The sequence below is a fragment of the Fructilactobacillus sp. X2R5C3 genome, assembly GCF_059901325.1.
This window is the reverse complement of the sequence record NZ_JBWXUY010000001.1, coordinates 228,554-252,835: the sequence shown is the minus strand read 5'-3', so window position 1 is coordinate 252,835 and position 24,282 is coordinate 228,554. Positions and strand designations below refer to the sequence as shown.

The 24,282-nt window shown below is 40.0% G+C and carries 20 protein-coding genes and 1 other annotated feature (1 of these 21 running past the window's edge); of the genes, 10 read left to right on the top strand and 10 right to left on the bottom strand.

Annotated features, from left to right (window positions below; genetic code table 11):
- Positions 1-212: a binding site (T-box leader), on the bottom strand; it reaches 23 nt to the left of the window's first position.
- Between the two features lie 168 nt (positions 213-380).
- Complete coding sequence (locus tag AC6UDE_RS01180; RefSeq protein ID WP_500693300.1) at positions 381-2,006, top strand: YfhO family protein; 1,626 nt, start codon at positions 381-383, stop codon at positions 2,004-2,006.
- A gap of 96 nt (positions 2,007-2,102) precedes the next feature.
- Here the strand turns inward: AC6UDE_RS01180 and AC6UDE_RS01175 are convergent, their stop codons facing one another.
- Positions 2,103-2,453: an iron-sulfur cluster biosynthesis family protein gene (locus tag AC6UDE_RS01175; protein WP_500693299.1), complete on the bottom strand. Its 351-nt coding sequence runs from the start codon at positions 2,451-2,453 to the stop codon at positions 2,103-2,105.
- Positions 2,454-2,679: 226 nt separating this feature from the next.
- Between AC6UDE_RS01175 and AC6UDE_RS01170 the strand changes: the two genes are divergently transcribed.
- Entirely contained in the window at positions 2,680-3,465 is a 786-nt protein-coding gene (locus AC6UDE_RS01170; protein ID WP_500693605.1) for a glucose 1-dehydrogenase, read from the top strand.
- A 50-nt stretch (positions 3,466-3,515) separates the two neighbouring features.
- Here AC6UDE_RS01170 and AC6UDE_RS01165 read toward each other — a convergent pair whose 3' ends face one another.
- From AC6UDE_RS01165 to AC6UDE_RS01155, 3 genes are all read right to left on the bottom strand, one after another.
- Positions 3,516-3,656: a hypothetical protein gene (locus AC6UDE_RS01165; RefSeq protein WP_500696363.1), complete on the bottom strand. Its 141-nt coding sequence runs from the start codon at positions 3,654-3,656 to the stop codon at positions 3,516-3,518.
- A gap of 107 nt (positions 3,657-3,763) precedes the next feature.
- On the bottom strand, positions 3,764-4,681 hold the full coding sequence (locus AC6UDE_RS01160; RefSeq protein WP_500696362.1) for an alpha/beta hydrolase: 918 nt from the start codon (positions 4,679-4,681) through the stop codon (positions 3,764-3,766).
- 199 nt (positions 4,682-4,880) lie between these two features.
- Positions 4,881-5,351, bottom strand: a complete 471-nt coding sequence (locus AC6UDE_RS01155) for a hypothetical protein (RefSeq protein WP_500696361.1) — start codon at positions 5,349-5,351, stop codon at positions 4,881-4,883.
- A gap of 112 nt (positions 5,352-5,463) precedes the next feature.
- Between AC6UDE_RS01155 and AC6UDE_RS01150 the strand changes: the two genes are divergently transcribed.
- Positions 5,464-7,011: a ClC family H(+)/Cl(-) exchange transporter gene (locus AC6UDE_RS01150; RefSeq protein WP_500696360.1), complete on the top strand. Its 1,548-nt coding sequence runs from the start codon at positions 5,464-5,466 to the stop codon at positions 7,009-7,011.
- Between the two features lie 44 nt (positions 7,012-7,055).
- Here the strand turns inward: AC6UDE_RS01150 and AC6UDE_RS01145 are convergent, their stop codons facing one another.
- Positions 7,056-8,411 (bottom strand): AbiH family protein, encoded by a 1,356-nt coding sequence (locus AC6UDE_RS01145; RefSeq protein WP_500696359.1) that lies wholly within the window; start codon positions 8,409-8,411, stop codon positions 7,056-7,058.
- 170 nt (positions 8,412-8,581) lie between these two features.
- On the opposite strand from AC6UDE_RS01145, the gene xylB reads away from it, so the two are divergent.
- Complete coding sequence (xylB, locus tag AC6UDE_RS01140) at positions 8,582-10,078, top strand: xylulokinase (protein ID WP_500696568.1); 1,497 nt, start codon at positions 8,582-8,584, stop codon at positions 10,076-10,078.
- 28 nt (positions 10,079-10,106) lie between these two features.
- Here xylB and AC6UDE_RS01135 read toward each other — a convergent pair whose 3' ends face one another.
- From AC6UDE_RS01135 to hisS, 3 genes are all read right to left on the bottom strand, one after another.
- Positions 10,107-10,760: a VTT domain-containing protein gene (locus tag AC6UDE_RS01135; RefSeq protein WP_500696358.1), complete on the bottom strand. Its 654-nt coding sequence runs from the start codon at positions 10,758-10,760 to the stop codon at positions 10,107-10,109.
- Positions 10,761-10,930: 170 nt separating this feature from the next.
- On the bottom strand, positions 10,931-12,391 hold the full coding sequence (locus AC6UDE_RS01130; protein ID WP_500696357.1) for an amino acid permease: 1,461 nt from the start codon (positions 12,389-12,391) through the stop codon (positions 10,931-10,933).
- Positions 12,392-12,454: 63 nt separating this feature from the next.
- Positions 12,455-13,645: a histidine--tRNA ligase gene (gene hisS / locus AC6UDE_RS01125; RefSeq protein ID WP_500696356.1), complete on the bottom strand. Its 1,191-nt coding sequence runs from the start codon at positions 13,643-13,645 to the stop codon at positions 12,455-12,457.
- A gap of 234 nt (positions 13,646-13,879) precedes the next feature.
- Between hisS and guaB the strand changes: the two genes are divergently transcribed.
- The 5 genes from guaB (at position 13,880) to AC6UDE_RS01100 (ending at position 18,529) form a co-directional block, all read left to right on the top strand.
- Positions 13,880-15,022, top strand: a complete 1,143-nt coding sequence (gene guaB / locus AC6UDE_RS01120; protein ID WP_500693290.1) for an IMP dehydrogenase — start codon at positions 13,880-13,882, stop codon at positions 15,020-15,022.
- Positions 15,023-15,032: 10 nt separating this feature from the next.
- Positions 15,033-16,592: a glutamine-hydrolyzing GMP synthase gene (gene guaA / locus AC6UDE_RS01115; protein ID WP_500696355.1), complete on the top strand. Its 1,560-nt coding sequence runs from the start codon at positions 15,033-15,035 to the stop codon at positions 16,590-16,592.
- 165 nt (positions 16,593-16,757) lie between these two features.
- Positions 16,758-16,910, top strand: coding sequence for a hypothetical protein (locus tag AC6UDE_RS01110; RefSeq protein ID WP_500696354.1), 153 nt, complete (start codon positions 16,758-16,760; stop codon positions 16,908-16,910).
- A gap of 39 nt (positions 16,911-16,949) precedes the next feature.
- The gene (locus AC6UDE_RS01105) at positions 16,950-17,615 is read left to right on the top strand and encodes an SAV1803-related protein (protein ID WP_500696353.1); all 666 of its coding nucleotides are present in this window, start codon (positions 16,950-16,952) and stop codon (positions 17,613-17,615) included.
- A 131-nt stretch (positions 17,616-17,746) separates the two neighbouring features.
- On the top strand, positions 17,747-18,529 hold the full coding sequence (locus tag AC6UDE_RS01100; RefSeq protein WP_500696352.1) for a hypothetical protein: 783 nt from the start codon (positions 17,747-17,749) through the stop codon (positions 18,527-18,529).
- 178 nt (positions 18,530-18,707) lie between these two features.
- Here the strand turns inward: AC6UDE_RS01100 and AC6UDE_RS01095 are convergent, their stop codons facing one another.
- Positions 18,708-18,833: a hypothetical protein gene (locus AC6UDE_RS01095; protein WP_500696351.1), complete on the bottom strand. Its 126-nt coding sequence runs from the start codon at positions 18,831-18,833 to the stop codon at positions 18,708-18,710.
- 837 nt (positions 18,834-19,670) lie between these two features.
- On the opposite strand from AC6UDE_RS01095, the gene AC6UDE_RS01090 reads away from it, so the two are divergent.
- The gene (locus AC6UDE_RS01090; RefSeq protein ID WP_500693285.1) at positions 19,671-20,669 is read left to right on the top strand and encodes a LacI family DNA-binding transcriptional regulator; all 999 of its coding nucleotides are present in this window, start codon (positions 19,671-19,673) and stop codon (positions 20,667-20,669) included.
- Between the two features lie 595 nt (positions 20,670-21,264).
- Here AC6UDE_RS01090 and AC6UDE_RS01085 read toward each other — a convergent pair.
- Positions 21,265-24,255 carry an AAA domain-containing protein gene (locus AC6UDE_RS01085; RefSeq protein ID WP_500696350.1) on the bottom strand — a complete coding sequence of 997 codons (2,991 nt, stop codon included), beginning with the start codon at positions 24,253-24,255 and terminating at the stop codon, positions 21,265-21,267.
- Between the last annotated feature and the right edge of the window lie 27 nt (positions 24,256-24,282).

The following is a 24,282-nucleotide window of genomic DNA, read 5'->3' as shown; positions in this document are numbered from 1 at the left end:
TACCACCTTAGTTCATAGCCGTCTCACAACGGACTACCTCAACGGTTACTTGTAAAAATAACCGGGCCATGATATCGGCGGCATCCCGTCACCAGCTCACGATTTACTGATGAAAACTCCAAGTCCATCTTCAACAGCGCTAACTCATCTCATCGCACCAACCTGAGACTCTCTTTGAGTTTCTTCTGTCTACTCAACTTTTCCGTTTAGTTAATTTATTGTTTTTAATGGTCGTTACTTTACATGCTTTAAAACTCAATGTCAATCATTTTTGAGAAAAAATAGAATAACTTTTAAAGTTATTCTATAATAATGATATTAACTCACAAGGGGGAATTACCATTTCAAAGTTCTTACATAAGCATTTTACGCTATTTTCAATGATTTTATTTTTAATTCTAAGTGTGGCAATCGTTAGTCCCTATTTCTTTGGCAATCCAGTCCTACCACGCGAGGACATGCGTTTTCACCTTGCCCGGGCGTACGAGAGTTACATCCAGGTTCAACACGGTGGCTTCTTACATATGATTCCAGGGATGATGACGAAAACTTTTGTCAAGGTTGGCTATCCACTAAACGGGTTCTATCCGATCTTTGCCGTCTTACCCGAGGCCGTGATTCATCTGGTCATTAAGAATCCGTACACATCCTACTTACTTTACCTAATCCTAATCCACTTTCTGGTATTTATCTCCATGTATCTAGCAACCTGGAAAATTACCAATCGGAAACTGACTGGGCTCGCATCCGCCATCATCTACGGTTTATCGACGTATCTAACGTTCGACCTCTTTGTTCGCTTTGATGTGGCTGAAGGAATGGCGTTTGTCTTTCTGCCAGTTGTTCTCTACGGAATTTATCAAGTATGTATCAAAAACTATCGTCAGTGGTGGGTCTTAAGTGTTGGATTAACATTTTTAGTCTTAACCCACCTCTTGTCGTTTTTAATTGCTGGTACCTTTGCCGCCATGACGATCATTATTATCATGTTAAACCATGATTCATTGAAACTTAAGGTGAAGCGGGTCATAGCGCTAATCGCCGCTGCCGTCGGAACCTTTTTTCTGTCAGCTTTCTTTTTACTGCCATTAATTCAGAATTACCACTACGACCAAGAAATTTCCATCATGAAGTGTCGCCTCCAAGACATGAGCATCCCGGTCACCAATCTGTTTTTTGGTCCCACTCCGAACGGACCGTGGCAGTATGGCGCTGGCATTGGCATTGTCGGACTAATGATCATCATTTTGCTGTTCGTCTTCTGGCATCGAATCGACTTGTTCTCTAGATCAATGACGGTCCTCTCACTGCTCTTTCTGCTTTTTAGTTCCAATCTCTTTCCGTGGGACCTTTTGCAAAAGTGGGTGGGAATGATCCAATTCCCATTCCGTTTTCTGATCATCACCACCGTTCTATTAGCGTTTTTAGGCGGAGAAATTATCACCAAGATTTTTGCCAAAAACAATTCTACGGGAGCTCTCCTGATTTTAGGCGTTTTAGGACTTAGTCTCTGTTCGTCACTTGCCACCAATTTGCAGCTCAAATCGTGGGAACCTCAGGCTTCTTCACCACAGGAATTTGAAAAGGTGGGAAAATCGGCTGTTTATTGGGACTACCTCCCTCATGCTTCCGATTCACTAGAACCGCTACTCAAAGAACACTCTATTTTAAAAATGAATCCAAATCAGAAGGGCTTAAAACAAAAGAAACGGACTACCTCGTACAATCAAATTGAGTACCAGTTAGACGCTGAAAGTGCCACCAGGGTTCGTTTGCCAAATGTTTACTTCCCTGGCTACGTAGTGACCGTTAACAATCAGGCCGTTCCAATTAAAGTAGACCAAAAGCGTGCCATCCACATTCCCGTCAAAAAGGGAGCAAACACCATCAAATTGACGTATCACCGCACCCGCGTTCACATCATTGGGATTTGGATCAGCGTTATTTCTTGGTTACTTTTACTGGGATACCTTGGGCTGGCATTTTACAAAAAACATTTTAAATAAACGAAAATGGGACTCACGTGACGTGAATCCCATTTTTTAATAAAAAAGAACCGAAGCAATTACTCCGGTTCTTCCCTGGCTTATTAATCTCTTATTCTATTTTTCAACCTGATTGTTGGTCGTAACTTGACCATCAATCATTTCACCGTCATCTTTTAACTGTAAGAAGTTATTCTTGAAATCAAGTTTTAGACCTGGTCCGAAGAAAGTCATATCATTCTTGCTGGTTAAAACGTCAGCACCTTGATTGTTTTCAAGTTTAACATCATAGTCTGATGGTGCTTTTGAAACACCAACAACTTGAAAGGCATCTCCAACGGTGCAAGCACCGCCGGCACCTTCAGAGAAGTTATTTGATCCGTCATTTGCGGCCAACAGGTATGCGTTAGCACCTGCTAATCTTTTCTTCATGTAGGCCATTGCGTCATCAGTAATTGTTAGTTTCATATTTATAACCTCCTATAAGTGATTCAGAAATGAACCTCTTCAAATCTTCACTATTTATGATAGCAGGAATTCACCATAACGCAAGTAAAATGTACACAACTTAATTTTAAAGGGTCAATCAGTTCTTTCCCCTTTATATTAGTCTCTTAATGGGTTATTATAGTGTCAGAAACAAGTCCAATCCGCTTAACAGGATTAGAAATGTAGAGGTGTATATTATATGGTTATGTATAAAGATCTTGAAGGCAAGACGGCCGTAATCACTGGAGGAGACTCAGGGATTGGTGCTGCCATTGCTGAACGTTTGGGTCAAGAACACATGAACGTGGTTATTAACTACCACAAAAACGAAGATGCAGCTAACCAAGTTGTTGAAATCGTTGAAAAAAACGGTGGCCACGCCGTTACTAAGCAAGGCGACATTGGCGATGATGCTGGTGCTGAATCATTAGTACAAGCCGCCGTTGATTCCTTTGGTGATTTGGACGTTTGGTTCAACAACGCTGGGATGGAAAAGAAGACCCCTACAAACGAAGTTACCCTTGAAGAATGGGAAGCAGTCGTTAACGTTGATTTGACTGGTACTTTCTTGGGTACTAAAGCTGCTTTAAACTACTTCTTAAAGCACAACAAGAAGGGTAGTATCGTTCAAACTTCATCAGTTCACCAACAAATTCCATGGCCGACATTTGCAAGTTACGCTGCAAGTAAGGGTGGCGTTAAATTATTCACCGAAACTGCCGCAATGGAATTTGCTCAACAAAACATTCGAATTAACTCGATTTGTCCTGGTGCCATTAACACCCCAATCAACGCCAAGAAGTTCGCTAATCCAAAGACTTACGAATCAACTGTTAACATGGTTCCAATGCACCGGATTGGTAAACCTTCCGAAGTTGCAGCTGCTGCCGTTTGGTTAGCTTCTGACCAAGCTAGCTACGTTACTGGAATCTCACTTTACGTTGATGGTGGAATGACCTTATACCCATCATTTCAAAATGGTAACGGTTAAAATTACCAACCAAAAAGACTACGAATTCAAATTCGTAGTCTTTTTTTGGTCTAAAATACCTTTAAAATTCTTTTGATTAACTCATTAATTCCGTGCCATCCAAACAGGACGCATGCAGCAACTAATCCAACTCCTTCAAAAAAGAGGACCAACCGTTCTCTTTGATCCAGGATAAAATATGCAGCAATCACCCCGATTACAAGTAAACACGCAACTGTTAGTCTAATTTTGGCTTTGATTGGTCCTCATCTCCTCAGCATTTCTGTCTCAATTCTACCAATCATTTCACTAAATTCAACTACTTAAAATACTGCTGAGAAAAGTTGACGACTTTTTGCGTATACGTATCTGGATCCTGACTCCGACCTTCAATATGGCCAGCACCCTTAATGATCCAGATTTGTTTTGGACCAGCATCGTTCTTGTAGTTCTCATAGGCATTTTTAACGGGGACAAACTTGTCAACGTCACCGTGAATGATAAACAACGGAATCTGGTTGTGCTTCAGGGTCTTCTTTGTATTCCCATCGTTCATGTTATACTTCGCAAACATTCTTACATAGAGATTAACCGTCGGAACCAGTGGGAAACTCGGAATGTTAAATAGCCGCTTCAATTGGCCACCCAACTCACCTTCCACACTGGCATAACCACTGTCTTCAATCGCAAACTTCACGTTACTTGGCATTTTTGGTAAAGAGTACATGACGGCCGACGCCCCCATGCTTGTCCCAAACAGACCTAATTCACCGTCGGGGTGGTTATAATTGAGCACTCGAGCCCACTTTTCTAGGTTAGTAGCGTCTTTGACACCGTAACCAATGTACTTACCCCCACTTCCACCAAATGACTGGTTATCGGGTGCAAGAACGTTATAACCGCCATCATGAAAGATTTTTATAAAGGATTCCATCTCTTCACTATTACTACCGTAACCGTGAACAACAATCATCGTTTTGTCGGTTGGTTTTTCCGATGGGACGTATCTAGCAACTAGATTGGTCCCATCACTCGCCTTTTCGTGTAGCACCTGTGCGTGATTATCACTAAACCACTCGGTATCGGGCGTCCCAGCATTTTCGTTGTACAAGCTGGCTAGTCCCGTCTTCCCAAAGGCAAAGTTAAACAGGAGATAGCCAACCGCCAAATCAAGGATGATTGCGAAAATGACAAAGAAGAAAGCCGTCACTCCAGTCCATTTCAGTATTCTTTTCATTGGCCTTGCTCCTTTCTAATTGACTTTCACTTTTAAAAATGATTTTAATAAGTCTATGTACTATCTTAGTGGAGGTCAGACACAATGACACAAAAAAGGTTTAGTTTAGTGAAAAATTAATGAAAATAAAATACACCTATGAAAACCATAGGTGTATTTGTGCTTGTATAAGGATAAAATTACTAATTATATAATATGTTTATTTATTAGAATTGTTATCTGAATCTTGCTGGTTTGAATTCTGCTTCTCAGAATCTGGGGTAACGTCCTTCCAATCACCCTTAGCTCCATCATCGTTAATCAAGTTCGTCTTAAGCGTACTAATGTTAGTAAATACCTGCCACATGATAATGGCCATTACAATGTGTGAAATCCATCCCACAATTGGAATGACTGCGATTATTGACAAGACAATCCCAACGATAAATCTTGGTTTGATGTTATTCATCTCAGCCTTAACTTTACCATCACTTAAAGAACTCACCATCTGCGAACTGATGATGAAACAAGTAATGTAGAGACCTAATAGCACCAGTAGTGGAACCCACAACATGCTAACAATGATGATCCCACCAAGAATTGGAAACAACAAAACCGTTTCAATAATTGAAATTACTAGGGTTAGAACATACAAGAAGTCTAACTTTTGAACAATATCTGATTTCTTCATAAATTCCTCCAATTAAATCTTTTCTATATTATTATTTTACCCTAAAATCGAATTCATTTGGGGAAATTAATCGTGATACAATTGGTGTAATTGCTTAATGGAGATGAACAACTTGCCGAAACGCACACACCACATTGATTTTTCAGACATTCGATACGTTCTCTTTGCGACCATTATTGGAACGCTGACGGGTGCCGTAATTGCGTCTTTTCGTTACCTAATCCAGGTCGCTTTAAAATGGTCGCTTACAATTTATCATGGACTTGACCACAATCTCAATCTTCTGTGGTTGGTAATTCCCACTTTCTTACTCATCTCAATCGTGACCGGTCTTATCATGAAGGGCGATCCTGACGTTAAAGGCTCCGGGATTCCACAGGTTGAAGCTCAACTTGCGGGCAACATTGAAACTAATTGGGTCTCTGTCTTATGGCGGAAATTTGTCACTGGTGTCCTAACCGTTGGAACCGGAATTTTCGTTGGACGAGAAGGACCCTCTGTTCAGTTAGGTGGTGCCATTGGTCAAGGAATTGCCCAGGGCTTTAAAGAAGGCGGTTCTGAGCGGCGATTGATGATTGCTACCGGAGCAGCCTCTGGACTGTCGGCCACTTTTAGTGCACCACTAGCGGGGACGTTCTTCGTCATGGAGGGTGTTTATCGCAATTTCTCCCCCGCCGTCTGGCTTTCGTCACTCACGGGGTCAATCTGTGCAAACTTTGTTTCATTAAAAGTTTTCGGCTTAAAACCAATTTTACCCATTTTTTACAGCCACATTTTTCAACTCCAGAACTACTGGCAGCTCATCATCTTGGGCATTATTCTAGGTGTTCTAGGCTACGTCTATAATTTAGGTCTACTGGACCTGCCAAAGTGGTTCGCTAAGATTAAAATTATTCCATGGTACTTCATGTGTGCGATTCCGATTTTACTGGTTATTCCCGTTGGAATGTTCTTTCCGACTACCATCGGAAGTGGTAGTCGGGTCATTATGACCGTTGCTACCCACAATGTGCCCTTAACCGCCATCTTTGTTTTCTTAATCGTCCGGTTTGTCTTCGGATTAATTACGTATGGTGCCGGAATTCCTGGTGGCTTCTTCATGCCAGTCTTAGCCGTTGGATCACTGATTGGTGCCGCTTACGGTGGCTTTATGTCACAGACTGGACTGCTTGGTGCCGGATACGTTAATAACTTGCTGATTTTCGGGATGGCCGGCTACTTTGCGGCTGTCAGTAAGGCGCCTTTTACCTCGATTATGCTAATAACCGAACTGGTCGGTAACACCAAGAACTTCATGGCGTTAGCGCTCGTGGTCCTCATTTCGTACGTCGTGGTCGACATGCTGGGTGGTCAACCAATCTATCAAGCCTTAGCGGAACGATTGACAGCCATTAAGACGTATTTCAACGCTGACAGCAAGACGGACAAGATTCAGGTCCCGGTCTACGAATTCAGTTCAATTGAAAACAAATTAGTCAAAAACATCCACTGGCCGAACCACTCCATTCTAATCACAATTAGTCGGGGTAATCTCCACATCATCCCTAATGGAAACACTAAGATTAAAGCCGGTGACACGCTGATCGTCCTCGCCCATCGTGATAACATCGGACCAGTTAAGAAGCAGCTGGTGAAAATGGCAATGGAGATTGATGAATAAAAAGACACGCATTACATATTTATTTATGTAATGCGTGTCTTTTATTACTTAGTTTTAACTTCTTCAGGTTCAATAGCTTTTAAATCAGTTGTATCAATTTCTTTTAACACAAGACGTCCCTCAAGAATCATTTTATGAAGTATATTCCGTCCCTTTTGAGTTCCTGTTGATTCACCATAAGTGTTTATAAGTTTATATACTTCTTCAAAATAATTAGATTTAATTTCATCTTCTTTACGTTCATCATAAATTGAATAACAAAATACTAATTTAATTGAACTATTATAAATATCATAATGATCAAAAATTGTTTGAAAATATGAATAATCAGCAGGAGATAATGAATGCCCATAAAAATAAATATTTTCAGGATCATCTGGCAAAATCGGTTCTTTATTATTCGTAGATCTAGTCATGATCCGATATGTTTTACTGAATTTATAAAAATCGTCGTCATTTCTTATTAAGTTAGCATCAATTCCAATAATCGGTTGTGATGTATTTCCATGAATATTATTCACCGCCAAATTCCTAGAAAATGGATTCGTATAATTAAAATCTAAAATATTAAATTTTCTATTATCATCATTTAATTCAAAATCATTCAATAATTTCTGTGCGGAATTTTTATATGAATTATTTCCTTCATCTTCTTCTTGAATATATTTACCTAAATTATTTTCAAATTTTTTTAATTGGTCGAAAATAAAATCAATAAATTTTTCATGAGTATGTTCTTTAATAGAATAACTAAACAAACTTACTATAATAAATAATAAGTTTAAGGAATTATCTTCATAACTTTCTCTAAGTATTTCATTAATCTCGGTATCCTTGTTATCCCATTCTTCTTTTTTAGTATTACCAATAGAATAGCTACTTTGTTTCAATTTGTCTAAATGTTTCATTGACAATGTAACGAAATTGCCTACTTTTTTACCATCAATTGACCTTCCTGCAATTAATTCAAATAGATTTGTTTCGACATCTGCCCAATTATCCTTTAGGTCCTCATTAATTAAAAAATAAACATCAAAAAGTGAAGAACTACTATTCTTAGATATTTTCTTTCCAAGAGCCTTATAACTACCATCTTGACGTTGTCCCTTTCTATTTGAAGCCAAGTCACGAATAATTTCTATAAGTAAAATTTGATCATAATTATCATTATTGTACTGCTTAAATGCATCTGATTCCGCACTTTTTAACTCTTCAACATACTCCTTATTAGAATAATTAATATTTTTATTACCAGAGTCATTTGTCTCAATTAAATTATAATTTTTTGATTTATCAAAGTAATCACCAAAGCTAGTATTCAATCCACAAGCTAAATCAAAACCATTTCCAATTACTAATAAATCTTTTGAACCATTCTTTAAACTACTTTGAACTGTCATATTAAGCTCCTCCACTTATTAATGTGAATAGTTTAACTTTACTACGCTAAAATGTCTAGACAAATATCAAACACAAACTAATACATTGGCATTGAAAACGATTACATAACCTGCTAGTCTTAAATTAAGAGTTGTAACTACAAGGAACATTTATGAAAGTTGGTACACACATGGAAAAGAACGTTTTAGGAATCGACCTCGGCACGGGTTCGGTTAAGGTCACGGCTGTCAATAAGCTGGGTGACATTGTGGGACAAGAATCAACGGAGTATCCGAATCCGCATCCCAAACCAGGTTGGAGTGAACAAAATCCCAATGACTGGGTGAATGGTACGATTGCGGCCATCAGAAAACTAGTCAATGATGATAATGTTGATCCAGAGTCCATTAGTGGAGCTAGTTTCTCGGGCCAAATGCATGGACTAGTCTTGTTGGACAAAGATAATCAGGTCATCAGACCAGCCATCTTGTGGAACGACACCAGAACCACAAAACAACGCAAAGAGATTGAGGATAAACTAGGGAAGCGATTCGTTGAAATCACCGGTAATCAACCACTGGAGGGCTTTACCATCACCAAGCTCCTCTGGGTCAAAGAAAACGAACCGGAGAACTGGGCGAAAGTAAAAACCTTCCTATTACCAAAGGACTACCTGCGCTTTAAGATGACCGGTAACATTGCGATCGACTTCTCTGACGCCACCGGAACTACCCTCTTAGACATTCACGATAACAAGTGGAGCCTCGAAATCTGTAAGGCCTTGGGAATTCCCGAGAAAATCCTGCCGCCACTAATTCAGTCCATTGACTACGCGGGAAACGTCATCCACGACTTCGCCGATCAAGCCAACATGTCAACCATTACCAAGGTCTACGGTGGAGCCGCCGACAACTCAGCGGGAGCAGTTGGTGCAAGCATCATGTCGCCCAATAATGCGCTAGTCAGCGTCGGAACCTCTGGCGTGGTCTTACATCATGAAGTGGACCTCTCAACCGACTATGGTGGTCGTCTGCAAATGGAAGACCATTCCATTCCTGATACCTACTATTCAATGGGTGTCACGCTGGCTGCCGGTGATTCATTAACATGGTACAAGAACACTTTCGTCAAGGACGAAGACTTTACCGAGATGACTAATGAAGCCGGTAAATCTCCGATTGGAGCCAACGGTCTCTTATTCACTCCGTACATTGCTGGGGAACGAATGCCCCACGCTGATTCGCAAATTCGCGGGAGTTTCACTGGAATTGACCGCACCCAGGTCCGACGCGACTTCACTAGAGCCGTGATGGAAGGGATCACCTTCAGTCTCCAAGATATCCTTACCATTTACGCCGAAACGGGTGCGACCATTGATCACGTTACTTCCATTGGTGGCGGCGCTAAAAGTTCCGTCTGGACCCAAATGCAGGCGGACATCTTCGACAAACCCGTCATCACCCTCGCAAACGAACAGGGACCTGGCATTGGAGCAGCCATGATTGCGGCTGTCGGACTTGGTTGGTTCACCGGCTTTCCCGCCTGTGCCGATCAGTTCATCAAATTCGGTAAGACTTACGAACCAATTGCCGCTAACGCTGATAAATACGCTAAGATTTTTAAAATCTATCAACAAATTTATCCCCAAACGAAAAAAATTAGTCATGAATTACAGGATTTACGTTAATTCAAACCCAAAAATAAAAGGACGCAGCCTAGGCTGCGTCCTTTTTACTAGTGAAACGGGTTTTAATTAATCCGATCAGAACCGGAAGTAACGTAATCAAGATAATTGATAAAATCACGGCCGAAAAGTGTTCCTTAACGAACGGAATGTTGCCAAAGAAGTATCCGCCACCACAACATAGTGCGACCCATGCCACACATGCGGTAATGTCATACTTCACGAACTTTTGGTAACTGTAGTCACTGCTGGCAGCGACGAACGGAACAAACGTCCGCACAATCGGCATGAAACGACCAAACAGAATGGCCCATGAGCCATACTTATCAAAGAACTGATGGGCTTTCTCAAAATCCTTGGGCTTAATTAACCGACTCAAATACTTATTGTCAGTAATGGCTAGGCCAACTTTTCTTCCCAAGAAGAAATCTAGTGAGTCCCCCAAGGCGGACGCCAGAAAGAACAAAATCACAAAAATCCAAACGTTTAAATCATTGGTACTCGCTGCGGCCAAGGCAGCGGCCGCAAACAACAGTGAATCACCCGGCAGAAATGGCATGATCACGGCGCCGGTTTCGATGAAGATAACCGCAAACAGGATCAGATAGGTCCAATTGCCAAACATGTTGACGAGTGTGACTAGGTGGTGGTCAATGTGAAGCACAAAATCGACTAAAAAACTCATATAATTAATCCCCACTTAAATTTATTTATTTTCTAATTTTACCAAAATGCCGCTAGCAAGAATAGCCACGGAGCACCTATCGGCTTCTATTTAAACTAAAATTAATGAATATCAAAAAGACGACTGAACTATCTGAAAGTTCAATCGTCTTTTAATTTTTCCAAATTTAATTACAATTTCGGTTGAATCAGTAAGATGACCCCGATGACCGCTACTACCAAGATGGCAATCGCAAAGTAGCGTTCGTACTTACCAAAGATTGGTTGACCCGGTGCGTACTGTTTTCGAGCGTACATAAACAGTGGAATCCCTAAGGCATAAATCACGAAAGCAATCGTCAGGTACTCCAGTCCAGCTGCGTATCCCATGAAGATGGTTCCTAAAATTGCGAGCGCTGAAACCAAATAGGCACTCTTTCTAGAAACGGATAGCTTGTGCCCTTCAGGATTGAACGTTTTCTCATTGCGACTAATCTTGAACAGGTACATCATCGAAATCAGGTACGGTGGCACCGTCATCGTTCCCACGATCGTCAGCGTGAAATTAAAGGCCCGCCCCGCAAAATGGGTAAAGATAATGATTAATTGAATGACGATAACCGTCATGAACAGCGAGTGAATCGGAACGTTGTTCTTGCCCATCTTTCTAAAGAACTTCGGGAAGGTCCCGTCCATGGAGGCAGCTCGTGGCATCTCAGACAGAACTAAGACCCACGTCAACCAACTGGATAAGACGGCAACAATGACGCCAAAGGTAATGATTAATCGTCCCAGTGGTCCCAAAACAATCTGCATCAAGGCCCCAGTTGACGGACTTTGTAAGTTGGCCAATTGACCGTAACTGCGTAAGCCTAGTGGCAAAATCGAAACCAAGGCGTACAGTACCAAACAAATCAAGAAACCGTATTTAGTGGCCTGCCGCACGTCCTTTTGACTCTTAGCGTTACTTGACAGAACCACGGCTCCTTCAACCCCAGAAAAGACCCACATTGTGGTCATCATGGCATTTCGGACTTGGGAAAACAAACTCCCCATGGCCTTGTCATTAACCTTTGGTAACGTCTGAGACGCAAACATGTTAGTGGAAAAAGCGTGCCAGTTGAAGACCACAATCATCGTAATAATGAAGATGACCACAATCGTCAGCATGCAGATCGTCCCAAAGATATCGACGTGGCTGGTAACCCGGATTCCCTTTAAAATTAGGTAGGTCATCAGCCATAACACGATAGTGCCACCAATAATTGAGATCCAGTTATTGCCACCGGTAAACGTTCCAGGCCAGAAGGCATTTAACGTCGACATCAAGAGGACCGAATATGCGGCAACGGCGAACGACTGACAAATCCAGTACCCCCAACTTACAAAGAAAGCGGTAAAGTTGCCAAAGCCAGCGTGCGCATAGTGATACAACCCGGTGGTGTACTGCGGTCGAACCTCTGACAGGGTCATAAACGAACGCACAATAAACCAGATAATTAATCCCGATAGCACCCAAGCGATGATTTGGGCAATTGCTCCGGCATGGAGCGCCATGTTTTGCGGTAAATCATAGATTCCACCACCAACCATCGCTGATAGTACAAACGCGGTCAGACCAATAGTTCCGACCTTTTCTTTTTTACTACTCAAATCCTCACTTCTTTCATCTTAAATTAAAAGAAAAAGGCGATTTCATTCGCCCCATCTTCATAATTAATCCATTCTCATAATGTTTTTACTGTTTAATTTCTTGGCTTCTTTAATCTGACTCTTCATGCTTCGACTCTGAAAGTTGACTTCAACGGAATTCCCGTCGTTACGCAAGTCTTCAGCGGTTTTTAGGGCCTTATCAAGAATCTGATTCTTAACGTCAGCTTCCTTATCTTTCACGTCGGTCGCAATGAAGTAGTCAATCGAATCACTGTCATCGTTAGAGTTCACGATGGTTGCCAACCGTTCCTCACCAAAGGCAAAGCCAACGCCTCCGGTATTTTCAGGTCCCCCGAACTCTTCCACCATGTGATTGTATCGGCCACCGGCACAGATCGTGGTGTAATCGTCTCCGAAGCTCGGATCCTTGGCCATGATTTCAAACACCGTATCAGTGTAGTAATCAAGTCCGCGAACCAGCCGATCATCAACGGTGTATGGAATGTCTAAAGCATCAAGGGCCGACAAGACATCATTAAAGTACTGTTTCGATTCATCAGTCAGACTGTCTTCTAACTTCGGAGCGTCAGCAACTAATTGTTGATCCCCCTTGTCCTTACTGTCCAAAATCCGGAGCGGATTCTGTTTTAAGCGCCGTTTGGAGTCTTCACTTAATTGGTCCTCATACTTTGAGAAGTAGGCTACTAGGACGTCATGGTAACGTTTCCGGCTCTCTTCATCACCTAACGTGTTAATTTCAACCTTTAAATCGTTGATGTCGACGCCCTTGAAGATGTCTAGGGCTAACGCAATCGTTTCAGCGTCAATCTGGGGACTGGTAGCTCCGATTGATTCACACCCAATCTGATGGAACTCCCGATTATGAGTCGCACCAGGACGTTCGTATCTAAACATGGCCCCCATGTAGAAAACCTTAACGGGCTTGGGATGTTCTGGTCCAAACAGCTTGTTTTCAACGAAGGAACGGACTACTCCAGCGGTTCCCTCTGGTCGTAGTGAGATGTCTCGTCCACTTTTATCCTGGAAACTGTACATCTGCTTGGTGACGATATCCGAACTATCACCAGAAGTTCTGGTAAAGACGGGGGTTTTCTCAACTAGCGGAGTGCGCATCTCATGAAAGTCGTATCGAGCGAAAACGTCCCGCGCCGTATCTTCGATTCGTTGCCAAACACTGGTCTCATCAGGCAAAATGTCTGACATCCCTCGCACTTTCTTAAATTTGTCATCCATAATATTCCCATCTTTCTATTAATTGTTTAATTAAAATTCTGTCAAATAGATATACGTAGATTTTACCATTATTGAATTCGCCTGTCTTGTCCGTCTTTATAAATCAGTCAAGCGCCAACTACATATGATTAAAGTTAACCAAAGAAAAATTGTTCGAGTTGTCATTGATGTCGCAACGTTTTTTATGGTATTCTATTAACAATTTATATAAAACTGAACAATAGGAGGAGTACGATGAAGGATTGGAATTATAAATTCGGGAAACAAGGATTAACATTTGACGATGTTCTCTTAATTCCTGCAGCAAGTGACGTGTTACCAAACCAAGTTGACTTAAGAACAACCTTAGGTAAGAACTTAAAGTTAAACTTACCCGTTCTAAGCGCAAGTATGGACACTGTCACAGAGGCACCTTTAGCGATTGCGATGGCTCAAAACGGTGGACTCGGCGTAGTTCACAAAAACATGAGCGCTAAAAAGCAAGCAGCTGAAGTTAAAACGGTTAAAAATGCTGAAGTTACTGGTGCCAATGCTGCGGTTGATGACAATGGTCATCTATTAGTAGCGGGGGCCGTTGGGGTAACTAACGATACCTTCGATCGAACTCAATTATTATTTGATGCCGGGGCAGACGCCGTCATCATCGATACCGCCCACGGTCATTCCAAGGGTGTGTTAGAAAAAATCGCTGAAATCAGAAACAAGTTCCCAGACAAAACTTTGATCGCCGGAAACATTGCGACTGGTGCTGGTGCCAAAGCCCTCTTTGACGCTGGTGTTGACATTGCCAAAGTCGGAATTGGTCCCGGTTCCATCTGTACCACCCGGATCGTGGCCGGTGTGGGAGTTCCCCAAATCACCGCTGCCTTTGACGCCGCCCAAGTTGCCGCCGATTACGGCAAGCAAATCATCGTTGACGGTGGGATGCAGTACACCGGAGACATCGTTAAGGCGCTCGCAGCGGGCGGCAGTGCCGTCATGCTAGGAAGTATGCTGGCAGGTACAACGGAAGCTCCTGGAGACGTTTATACGGGTGCTGATGGCAAGAAGTACAAGGCTTACCGTGGCATGGGCTCACTGGCAGCCATGGAAAATGGCTCTTCTGACCGATACTTTCAAGGCAAGGTCAAAGAAGAAAAGAAACTCGTCCCAGAAGGAATTGAGGGTCAAACCCCATACAAGGGTGACGTCTCAACCGTTCTCTTTCAGATTGCGGGTGGCCTTCGTTCTGGAATGGGATACACCGGCTCTCACACCATTTCCGACTTAATTAATAACGCTCAATTTGTTAGAATTACTAATGCAGGACTACGCGAATCACATCCCCACGATGTGCAAATCACCAAATCCGCACCAAACTACTCAATCGATAAATAGGAGGAATTTGATGGCAACTGGTACAAAAAAACGTGATTATGATGAGATTTTAGTTCTCGACTTTGGGAGTCAATACAACCAACTAATCACCCGTCGCATTCGTGACATGGGCGTTTATTCAGAACTAAAACCACACACCATCACTGCCAAAGAAGTAAGAGAAATCGCACCAAAGGGCATCATTTTTTCTGGTGGCCCCAACAGTGTCAACGGCAAAGACGCCCTCAACGTCGACCCTGAGATTTTAAACATGGGCATTCCGATTTTAGGAATCTGTTACGGCATGCAACTATTGGCCCACGACCTAAAGGGTGGTCAGACCACCACCGCTGACGACAGTCAGTACGGTCCTGCCGAAATCAAGGTCACTAGTAATGATTCTGGTACTTTTAAGGGACTGGATACCGATCAAACCGTTTTAATGAGTCACGGGGACTTTGTGACCAAAGTGCCAGACGGTTTCAAAGTAACCGCCACTAGCGAACAGTGTGCCATTTCTGCCATGGAAGATCCTGATAAAGACATCTATGCCGTCCAATTCCATCCCGAAGTTAACCTCACCAAACAGGGGAACCAAATGCTGCACAACTTCGTCTTTGACATTGCCCACGCTAGGGACAACTGGTCAATGGACGACTTCATTGAAGATGCCATTACAAACATTAAGGAAGAAGTTGGCGACAAACGCGTCTTACTGGGTCTCTCTGGTGGAGTAGATTCCAGTGTGGTCGCCGTTCTCTTACATCGGGCAATTGGGGACCAACTCATCTCAGTCTTCGTTGACCACGGTCTGTTACGCAAGAATGAAGCCCAACAGGTCCTACACACTTTAGGCGATGAGTTTGGCTTAAACATTGACTTTGTAGATGCCAGTGATGAATTCTTATCCAAACTAAAGGGCGTAACTGACCCCGAAAAGAAACGTAAAATCATCGGCAAAGAGTTTGTCGACACCTTTTCAAAGGAAGCCCGGAAGTTCAAGGACGTTGATTTCTTGGCACAGGGTACTTTATACACTGATGTGATTGAATCCGGAACGGATACCGCCCAAACGATTAAGTCTCACCATAACGTTGGTGGACTACCTAAAGACCTCAAGTTCAAGTTAATTGAACCTTTAAACAAACTCTTCAAGGATGAGGTCAGAGAAATCGGTGAAAAACTGGGAATGCCAGACGAGATGGTTTGGCGGCAACCCTTCCCCGGTCCCGGTCTTGCCATTCGCATTATCGGTGACGTGACTCCCGAACGATTAAAGAAGGTTAGAGATTCTGACGCCATTCTGCGTGACGAGTTCAAAAAGGCAGGTCTGGACAAGAAGGTTTGGCAGTATTTCACTGCCCTGCCTGGCATTCGGACCGTTGGTGTCATGGGTGACGAACGAACCTACGATGAAGCCATCAACATCCGAGCCGTCAATTCGGTTGATGGGATGACCGCTGAATTTGCGGAAATTCCATGGGACGTCTTGAGTAAGGTCTCATCACGAATCGTCGACGAAGTGCCCGGGATTAACCGCGTACTCTACGATATTACCGGGAAGCCACCGGCAACCATTGAGTATCAATAAACATAAGTTTTGAAATAAAATGCTCTATAACCACTAGATTTTATCTACCAGTTATAGAGCATTTTTTATGTTTGCCATTTAAAACAATTAAAAGCTTTAAAATTAGTCTCATTGCAGGGATAATAAAGGTGCAAGCAAATACATGTGGCATTTGGAGGTTTGATAATGAAAGATTCGGCGAATAAAACAACTGGCAATAATTTTTTAGATACACCTGCGGCACAAAATGCGAAAAAAGATGCTGAGACTCATAACGTAACCACAATTGGATCGTTAAGTGATTTTGATGCTTGGATAGATAAATTGAACGAAAACTAAAGTACCATAATTAACGAATACATAACTACTATTAGGAGGATGGATATCATCGATAATTTAAGTGAATACCAGCAATTATTAAAAATATCCTATAACGATGCAGTTAAAAAACTGTCGGACAAGTATGGACAAGTAAAGGGTAATTATTTTGGGAAAATTTCATATAATAACTTTTTACATGATAAGGGTACCAGGAAAAGAATTAATAAAGGACACTACAAAAACACGGAAAAACCTGGATTATATTGTCATCATATTGACGAAGATAAATATAATAATTTATCTAAACCAGGATCAATCAAAACTCAATGTCCCCCTTTTTCTACCCAAACTCCAGGTAGACTTGTTTATTGTAATTTAATTGAACATACCATACTTCACACTTTAATATATATCGAAAACAATAATTACATTTATCCTGGCACTCATTACACTAATCCGGCGTTAACAAATATTTGTAAGGGTTTCCCTGATGCAACGCTAGGAAATGTATGTAAATGTTATCCAGATGCAATAAATAGTAAGTATAACCCTAGTGCAATGTTAAAAAACATAGATGTGTGGTACGTCCAGGAAAACCTAAAAGACGAGAATTTAAGAGATTTTTCTGATGAAGCATATTTGGATAAAGAAAATGCAAAGCAATTAATAAAAGACATTCAAAGAAGTGCTCTAAGAAACGACGTATCAATCACAATTAAATGAATTTCAAAAAATAATTTTTCCATATTTAATTGGAAATAGTTCTTTTAATAACTGTACTAGTTACCCCCCCCTATTTTGATGTATACTTATCCTTGGATTTTATATCAAAATACATAACAAGGATGGTTATTATGAATATCAAGAAAATCGTTCTTTCACTTCTAGTCGGTACTACCATGTTTGCCGGTGGACTGTTTGTAACCCATCCAAACGTGGTCCACGCTAACTCAAATGTAGCGGCAGGTACTGCGCAAGGTCAAGTTGTCGTCCAGTACGTCAATGCTTTAACTGGTCAACCAATTCGTGCCAGTAAAGTTATCTATGGTGCGCCTAACAGCATACTTGACCTATCAAACGACGTTCCCAACATTCCTGGCTACGTTGCTGGAAGTAACCGAGCTGATAACGGTGGTAACACCTATCCAGCTGCTGGTCAGTCAATGACGGTCACCATTGCTTACCAACCACTCAATAAGCCACAACAGAGTGGAAATTATCAGGGCGGAAACGCAACGTCTCCTTCAAATGGCACAACCACAAACGGACAGAATAACGGTTCAAGTGGCGGAAACGCAGCGATAAATAAAAACGGTAATTCTCAAGCAAATAATAACCAAGGACAAACCGCTAACGATAACAAACCCAATCAAGAAAATAAAACCAAGCAACAAAATAAAGAACAAACGACTAAAAATCGTAATAATCAAAATAAAACCAAAAAAGACCAACAAAAGCAGAAGAACAAGCATCATAATAACAAGAACCAAAAGGCTAAAAAGGACAAGCGGAACCAGCAATCCACCAAGAAAGATCACACCGGATGGATGATCGGTGGCATCATTGTTATCCTAGTTGTTGGAATTGGAGCTTTTGTCTGGTATCGCGTAAGAAAAGCACATCATTTTAGACACTAACAATTAAAAATTAAGATAACTAAAAAAGGAACCCCCAAATCTTTTGACTTGGGAGTCCCTTTTTGGATACCTAACGTTAGAGTGTCTTACATATAATGTGACTTATTAGTTTTCGACTTATTTCGTTAGATACCACTATTCAGTAGAACTACGTAATCGTGACTTAATTTGCTTCTGACTACCTTCGTTTCTTCTTTTGCATACCAGCACCATTGACTAACCCGTCAATTCGCTCAGTTTCTCGCAGATCCCACTTGTTACTGGGAGTGTTATTGGCCGTGAGACCTGCTTTAAAAAAATACATCCCACCACCCCGCGCAAAACGAAAAAACTCCAATAATCGCTAACAAACTAATCAGTGACAGCAATCATACTATTAAAACAATCAGGCCATAAATGCCCAATTGTCGGTGATTGATACACATCTTCCACAAGTATTAATTCCGAAATGGCCCACCCGAAAATTAACTCATTTGATATTAAAGAAACCGCCAGGATCTTTTTATCATTATGTGTTTAGTATTTATTTATGTTTATATCCCTCAATACTTGTGGCCTGACATGTATACATACGACAATCTAAGTTGTTGTTATTAGTTATTTTTGATTAATATGAAATACTTTTCTCACATTCAAAACTCCCGCAAACGAAACTTGATTTATCTTTAATTATAGAGATGAAACCACCTTCTCAATCTTTAATTCCACAAGTTATTTCATAAATAACGGCCTTTTATGACGTAAAAATCTGATTGACTAAGTGGTTAAGCGTTTGCGCAAATTGTTTAAATTAAGTTGGTCAATTACAGCTAAAGTCACTCAAACTCCTTGACCCCTTCTACAAGCGATACACGTTATTCAAACTGTAAACAATCCCACTAATCTTTAAGAATGGTCAAAAATAATGGTCGCGTTGCCCGTCATACCAACACTTCAATTGATTTCATGTTTATTTTTTAAAATAAACATGTTTCTCATTAATCCTCATACAGGCATGCCCGGTTAACCGTTTTCTCAATTTTATAACAACAATAACCTTAATTTCAATCTTAATTGAGATCGTTTTGCTTTTTATAATTTTATTAGATATGATAATTCCATGCAGTTAGCAGTTATGAAATAAAATTTGAGGAAATGAGAAATGAACAAAAAACGAGTCACCATTAGAGAAGTTGCCAAACACGCCAAAGTTTCAACGGCCACCGTGTCACGGTTCTTAAACAACCATCTTAACTCGATGTCCAAGAACACGGCGAATCGCATTAAACGATCAATAAAACACCTCGGGTACGTTCCTAACTCAATGGCACGTGGCTTAAGCCGCCAAAATGACAGTGGGAGCATCATTGCTGTAGGAGTGTCAGACATCGAGGATCCCTTTTCAATCAGGATGTTTGAAGGAATCCAGGACCAACTGTCCATTTACAAGTACATCCCCTTGCTGATTAATTCCGCCAGTAAGTACAAAAACGAACGCGACCTCTTTCTAGCCTTAGATACTAGCCTCATCAGGGGCGCCATCATTCATCCGGTCAACAGTCACATCAAGGACATTGCCGAACTTTTAAAACCGCGTTTCCCCGTTATTTTGACCGATAAATCCATTAACGATGGCTTTTTTTATAATATCGTCATCAACAACTTTGCGATTTCTCAGAAAGCCGCCGCCTACTTTAAAAATAACCTGGGGCTTTCCAAGTTAATCTTGGTTACTAACGCTGAGAGCGAGATGAAGGTCGTCAGAGAGCGCGTTGCCGGGATTAAATACGTCTACCCCGAACCTGATATTACAATTGTCAAGCCCGGTTATTCCAAAACGTCACTTCATCGTGCCTATCATGAAATCGTTCGCCAATTAAAAAAGCAACCCAACAGTTTGATTTTCTGCCTAACGGAAAAGTGGTTGTTAAGCTTTTTGCCCCGGTTGTTGCGTAACAACATTATTGACCGCGACAAGATTCCAAACATCACTGGATTTGTGAGTTCCAACATCGTCAACCTAATCCAGCCAAAAACGAAGTGTATCAGGACAGACGCGTACACCATGGGAAAATACGCCGCGCAACTCATGTACGACATCTTAAACAAAAAAGTGGACCCAAGTAAAAAACGCTACATGGTCCACGCCAAATTTGAATAATATCTGTAACCGACTAAGTCCATGCTTAGCCGGTTTTTGTCTAATAAATAAAAAGTGCCACTTCTGAGAAGCAGCATTTTTTGGAGTTTGAAGCTATGTGTGCTCCAGAAGTAGGAAGCATTGTGAAAGTATCTTTTTTGGAGCGACTAAAGAATAACATGGCAAAATGCCTTACCAAATGTTGTTTAAACCCCACTCAAAGTAATAATGAAAGATTTACTGCCAAAACGCCACCTATCACGTTTAGTTAATCGTTTACGAAACTTATCTTAGACCTAATTTGAGTTCAAAAAAACTTTAGGCCATCGTCAAACTCATCCGCGCCAACCACTTCGGCTATCCTAACTCTTGTTTAATGATTATTTCAAAATCATAATTAGTCTCTTTTTATTATTTTGGTGATATACTCCTCTCATCGACTAGTTAAGAAACATTTTTATCGGACTCCCTAACTAATATAGATACTTTTTAAACCTCGATAACTCACAAGCGTCAGGCATCCACAAACTACTATACTGTCAACTTGACTAGTCGAATCTTCCTAATTGCTCTGACTTTTTCAGCGAAGCCAGGGTTTTTCTTTTGGCAATCAATATTAATTATCTTTACACTTCTTATTTTGGAAGTTATCTAAATTATCTGCAGCAATTTCATATAATTTATGAGTAGTTAATAATTGTCGATCGCCAACGATATAAAACTCTTTTTTAGCCCTTGTAACTGCAACATTCAATATATTAGGTTTTGACACTGACCAATGTGCAGCTCCCTTAGAATTTTCATCAGTACCAACTACAAAGTATACAATTGGTGCCTCTTTTCCTTGAAATGTATGAACAGTACCAATCGAACTATTTATCCATTTACCTAAGCCTTTTGATTGGTCAGAAGATAATTTGTCCTTAAGTAATTTACGTAAATCATGTTTTAATCCATTTTTTACCGCTAAAAACGGCGTAATTACATAAATATCACTTAAACTTGCTCCATCTGATATTCTATTAATTATCTTATCTGCCAAGACCTTCCCTTGATGTGGAACATACTGATCATGAGAGGTTGTCCCTTTAACATCTATCCATTTACTAATTTCAGGTGTATTTTTAGGACACGGAGTTGCTTGAATCATTCCACATTCATAAGAAATCTGATTGGAAATATTAAACATTGGCGAAAGACATCTTCGATGGACCCAGAGGGGAATACCAATCCAACTTTTATCCTCCTTTGTGTGACCATAAGGATTAGCATTATCAGCCAAGACTTGGACTGACATTGTACTATTTAGATACTTTCTATCAATTTTATATAAATCACTAATCATATCCAAAAAGATGTCATCAGTTGTTACTACTGGCTCAATTTGAGCTGGATCTCCAATCGCAACAAACTTTTTAGCTCTCCAAATTGCCCCTGCAGCAGATAATGGAGTGGCTTGCCCAGATTCATCCATAAAAACATGGTCCAAAGAATTTTCTGGAAAATATTTAAACATACTTTTAAAACTTGCAAGAGTAGTACTCATCACGGGAAAAACTAATTGGCAAATATAAAAAGCATTACATAAAATTTCTTTACCATTAGCTTTATCTGAGTAAGTAACTTTATTTCTATTTTTAAAAATAAGCCATGAATTGCGAATTTGTCTTTTAGCTCCTAATATAAACGCTTTACGAACTCTCATCGCAGCAATAAAGCATTCTGATCTTTTATCTTGCAGTGTGTTAGTAACATTAGGCAATTGTTTCTGTAAAATTTTATTATCTAGTAATTTCCAATAATCATCATTAGGAATATAAAAGTCATTATCATTGAAGTTTTTTTGTTCTTTTTTATTATTTTCAATGATCTTATTATTGTATTGGTCTCCATTTTGTGATGCTTCTTTTAGCTCAGATAACTGTTCCTTTTGGTCATCGACTAAATGTTTAATGTGGTTGTACTTTTTCTGTATAATACGCTGTTTTTCTCTAGCGGCCTTACCTTCTTCACTTTCCCATTTAAATATCCCCAAAAAAGATTTTAACGGATAAGTATCAGCTAATGATTTTTGATCATCAAGTTTGCTCTTTAATTGCTTCTCTTTTTTTATATTATTATTTAACTCCGTATCTAATTCACTAACTTGTTCTTTTTTCTTTGAAATTGCCTTGGTTGAATAACTTTGAGCCGCATCAACAATTTTTCTAATTCGATCTTTTTCTTTTTTAACTTCTAACAAAGACTTATTAAATTCTAAAACAGCTTTTCCCCATTCAAGATTTGAACCATCACCATCATTTTTAAAAAATTCAGAATCTAAAACAGTTTCAATTGCTTTATTTAAATTCTCACTTTTACCCATTGGAACAGCAAAACTACCCCAAGTTGGACTCTTGCCGTCATTATTTAAAATACTATCTGAAATACTTGAAAAGTAATCAATATTTTCTAATTGTTTTAAATACTTATTTTTTTCGTTTTTATCAGTAGAAGTTCTAATTTCACTTTTATTTGGAAAGTCTTTAGAAATATTAGCCACTGCAGAATTATTATTACTAGTAACAATAATTCCATATCCTTTTAGTCTCGAATTCAACTGGAATGCATCAACTTCTTTACCATCAAATGTAAAGGAATTTTTGTTAGAATCATCCCGATTAACCTGGCTAAATGCCTGATATGGATGTACAAAAGAAGTCATCGCCTTAGCTTGTTTAACCACAATATCTGCAAAAACATCTTTAAGCAATGTCGTTTTGCCAGTACCGGGCGGTCCATTAATTGTAAGAAGATCATTTTTTTCATTTTCAATCAAATTTATTCCAACTTGTTGCATCAATGATTGCCAATACTCAACTTCACTAGGCCAGCGCCCATCAGGAATATTTCCTGGGCTAATAACTTCTTGAATATAATTCCATTGCTTATTAATTTCTTTTTTATTGTTAATACCATAAATAAATTTATGAAACATCGAATCATCAATAGGAGAATCCAAAATCATTTTTAAATCATCTAAGTAAAAACTATTGAGATCGGTTGGTTCTTCTTTGTAATTAATGATACCGTAAAATCTCTCATTGCCATGAAATGGCAATTTAAACTTTCTTCTCATTTCAATGTCAAGATATTGAAAAAAAGCTAATAAATCGGTATTAGAATCTTTATTTTTAAAATCGTCTTCAATAATCTTAGTAATTCCTTCTTTTATTTTAGAATAATTTTCCTCTACTGTTTTGATTTTATATTTATTTCCATGACTTAGTAATCCCGCATACAATAAAGCTGAATGAGGAATAAACACCTTCTGAAAATTAAAATCTTTATCTACATAAATAGCAACTGAAAACATTTCTCCAGTATCTTTATTAGGAATTTTATCTTCCGAGTCAAATTTCTTATGTACTAAATCTCTTAAATCCTGGCTTTTATAAATTCCTAGATATATTACTGAGCCTTTTACTTTTCGATCTTTGGACTTCACTAATTGGGACGATAAATGTAGCCAATTATTCTTAGCTTCCTTAGAAAGTCCCCCACTTTCAATCAATTGGCTTAATCTCCAAGCTCTTATTATTTTATTTTCATTCAGATCCGTAGTCATATTTGTTCAACTCCTATTAACTCAGCA

Bases quoted from the DNA above. Each gene is read 5' to 3' on its own strand.
- AC6UDE_RS01170 (WP_500693605.1), top strand. From the start codon at position 2,680: ATGTATAAAGATCTTGAAGGCAAGACGGCCGTAATCACTGGAGGAGAC.
- guaB (WP_500693290.1), top strand. From the start codon at position 13,880: ATGAAGGATTGGAATTATAAATTCGGGAAACAAGGATTAACATTTGAC.
- AC6UDE_RS01135 (WP_500696358.1), bottom strand. From the start codon at position 10,760: ATGAGTTTTTTAGTCGATTTTGTGCTTCACATTGACCACCACCTAGTC.
- guaA (WP_500696355.1), top strand. From the start codon at position 15,033: ATGGCAACTGGTACAAAAAAACGTGATTATGATGAGATTTTAGTTCTC.
- AC6UDE_RS01180 (WP_500693300.1), top strand. From the start codon at position 381: ATGATTTTATTTTTAATTCTAAGTGTGGCAATCGTTAGTCCCTATTTC.
- AC6UDE_RS01095 (WP_500696351.1), bottom strand. From the start codon at position 18,833: ATGTATTTTTTTAAAGCAGGTCTCACGGCCAATAACACTCCCAGTAAC.
- AC6UDE_RS01155 (WP_500696361.1), bottom strand. From the start codon at position 5,351: ATGAAGAAATCAGATATTGTTCAAAAGTTAGACTTCTTGTATGTTCTA.
- AC6UDE_RS01085 (WP_500696350.1), bottom strand. From the start codon at position 24,255: ATGACTACGGATCTGAATGAAAATAAAATAATAAGAGCTTGGAGATTA.
- AC6UDE_RS01160 (WP_500696362.1), bottom strand. From the start codon at position 4,681: ATGAAAAGAATACTGAAATGGACTGGAGTGACGGCTTTCTTCTTTGTC.
- AC6UDE_RS01090 (WP_500693285.1), top strand. From the start codon at position 19,671: ATGAACAAAAAACGAGTCACCATTAGAGAAGTTGCCAAACACGCCAAA.
- AC6UDE_RS01175 (WP_500693299.1), bottom strand. From the start codon at position 2,453: ATGAAACTAACAATTACTGATGACGCAATGGCCTACATGAAGAAAAGA.
- hisS (WP_500696356.1), bottom strand. From the start codon at position 13,645: ATGGATGACAAATTTAAGAAAGTGCGAGGGATGTCAGACATTTTGCCT.
- AC6UDE_RS01100 (WP_500696352.1), top strand. From the start codon at position 17,747: ATGAATATCAAGAAAATCGTTCTTTCACTTCTAGTCGGTACTACCATG.
- AC6UDE_RS01110 (WP_500696354.1), top strand. From the start codon at position 16,758: ATGAAAGATTCGGCGAATAAAACAACTGGCAATAATTTTTTAGATACA.
- xylB (WP_500696568.1), top strand. From the start codon at position 8,582: ATGGAAAAGAACGTTTTAGGAATCGACCTCGGCACGGGTTCGGTTAAG.
- AC6UDE_RS01105 (WP_500696353.1), top strand. From the start codon at position 16,950: ATGGATATCATCGATAATTTAAGTGAATACCAGCAATTATTAAAAATA.
- AC6UDE_RS01145 (WP_500696359.1), bottom strand. From the start codon at position 8,411: ATGACAGTTCAAAGTAGTTTAAAGAATGGTTCAAAAGATTTATTAGTA.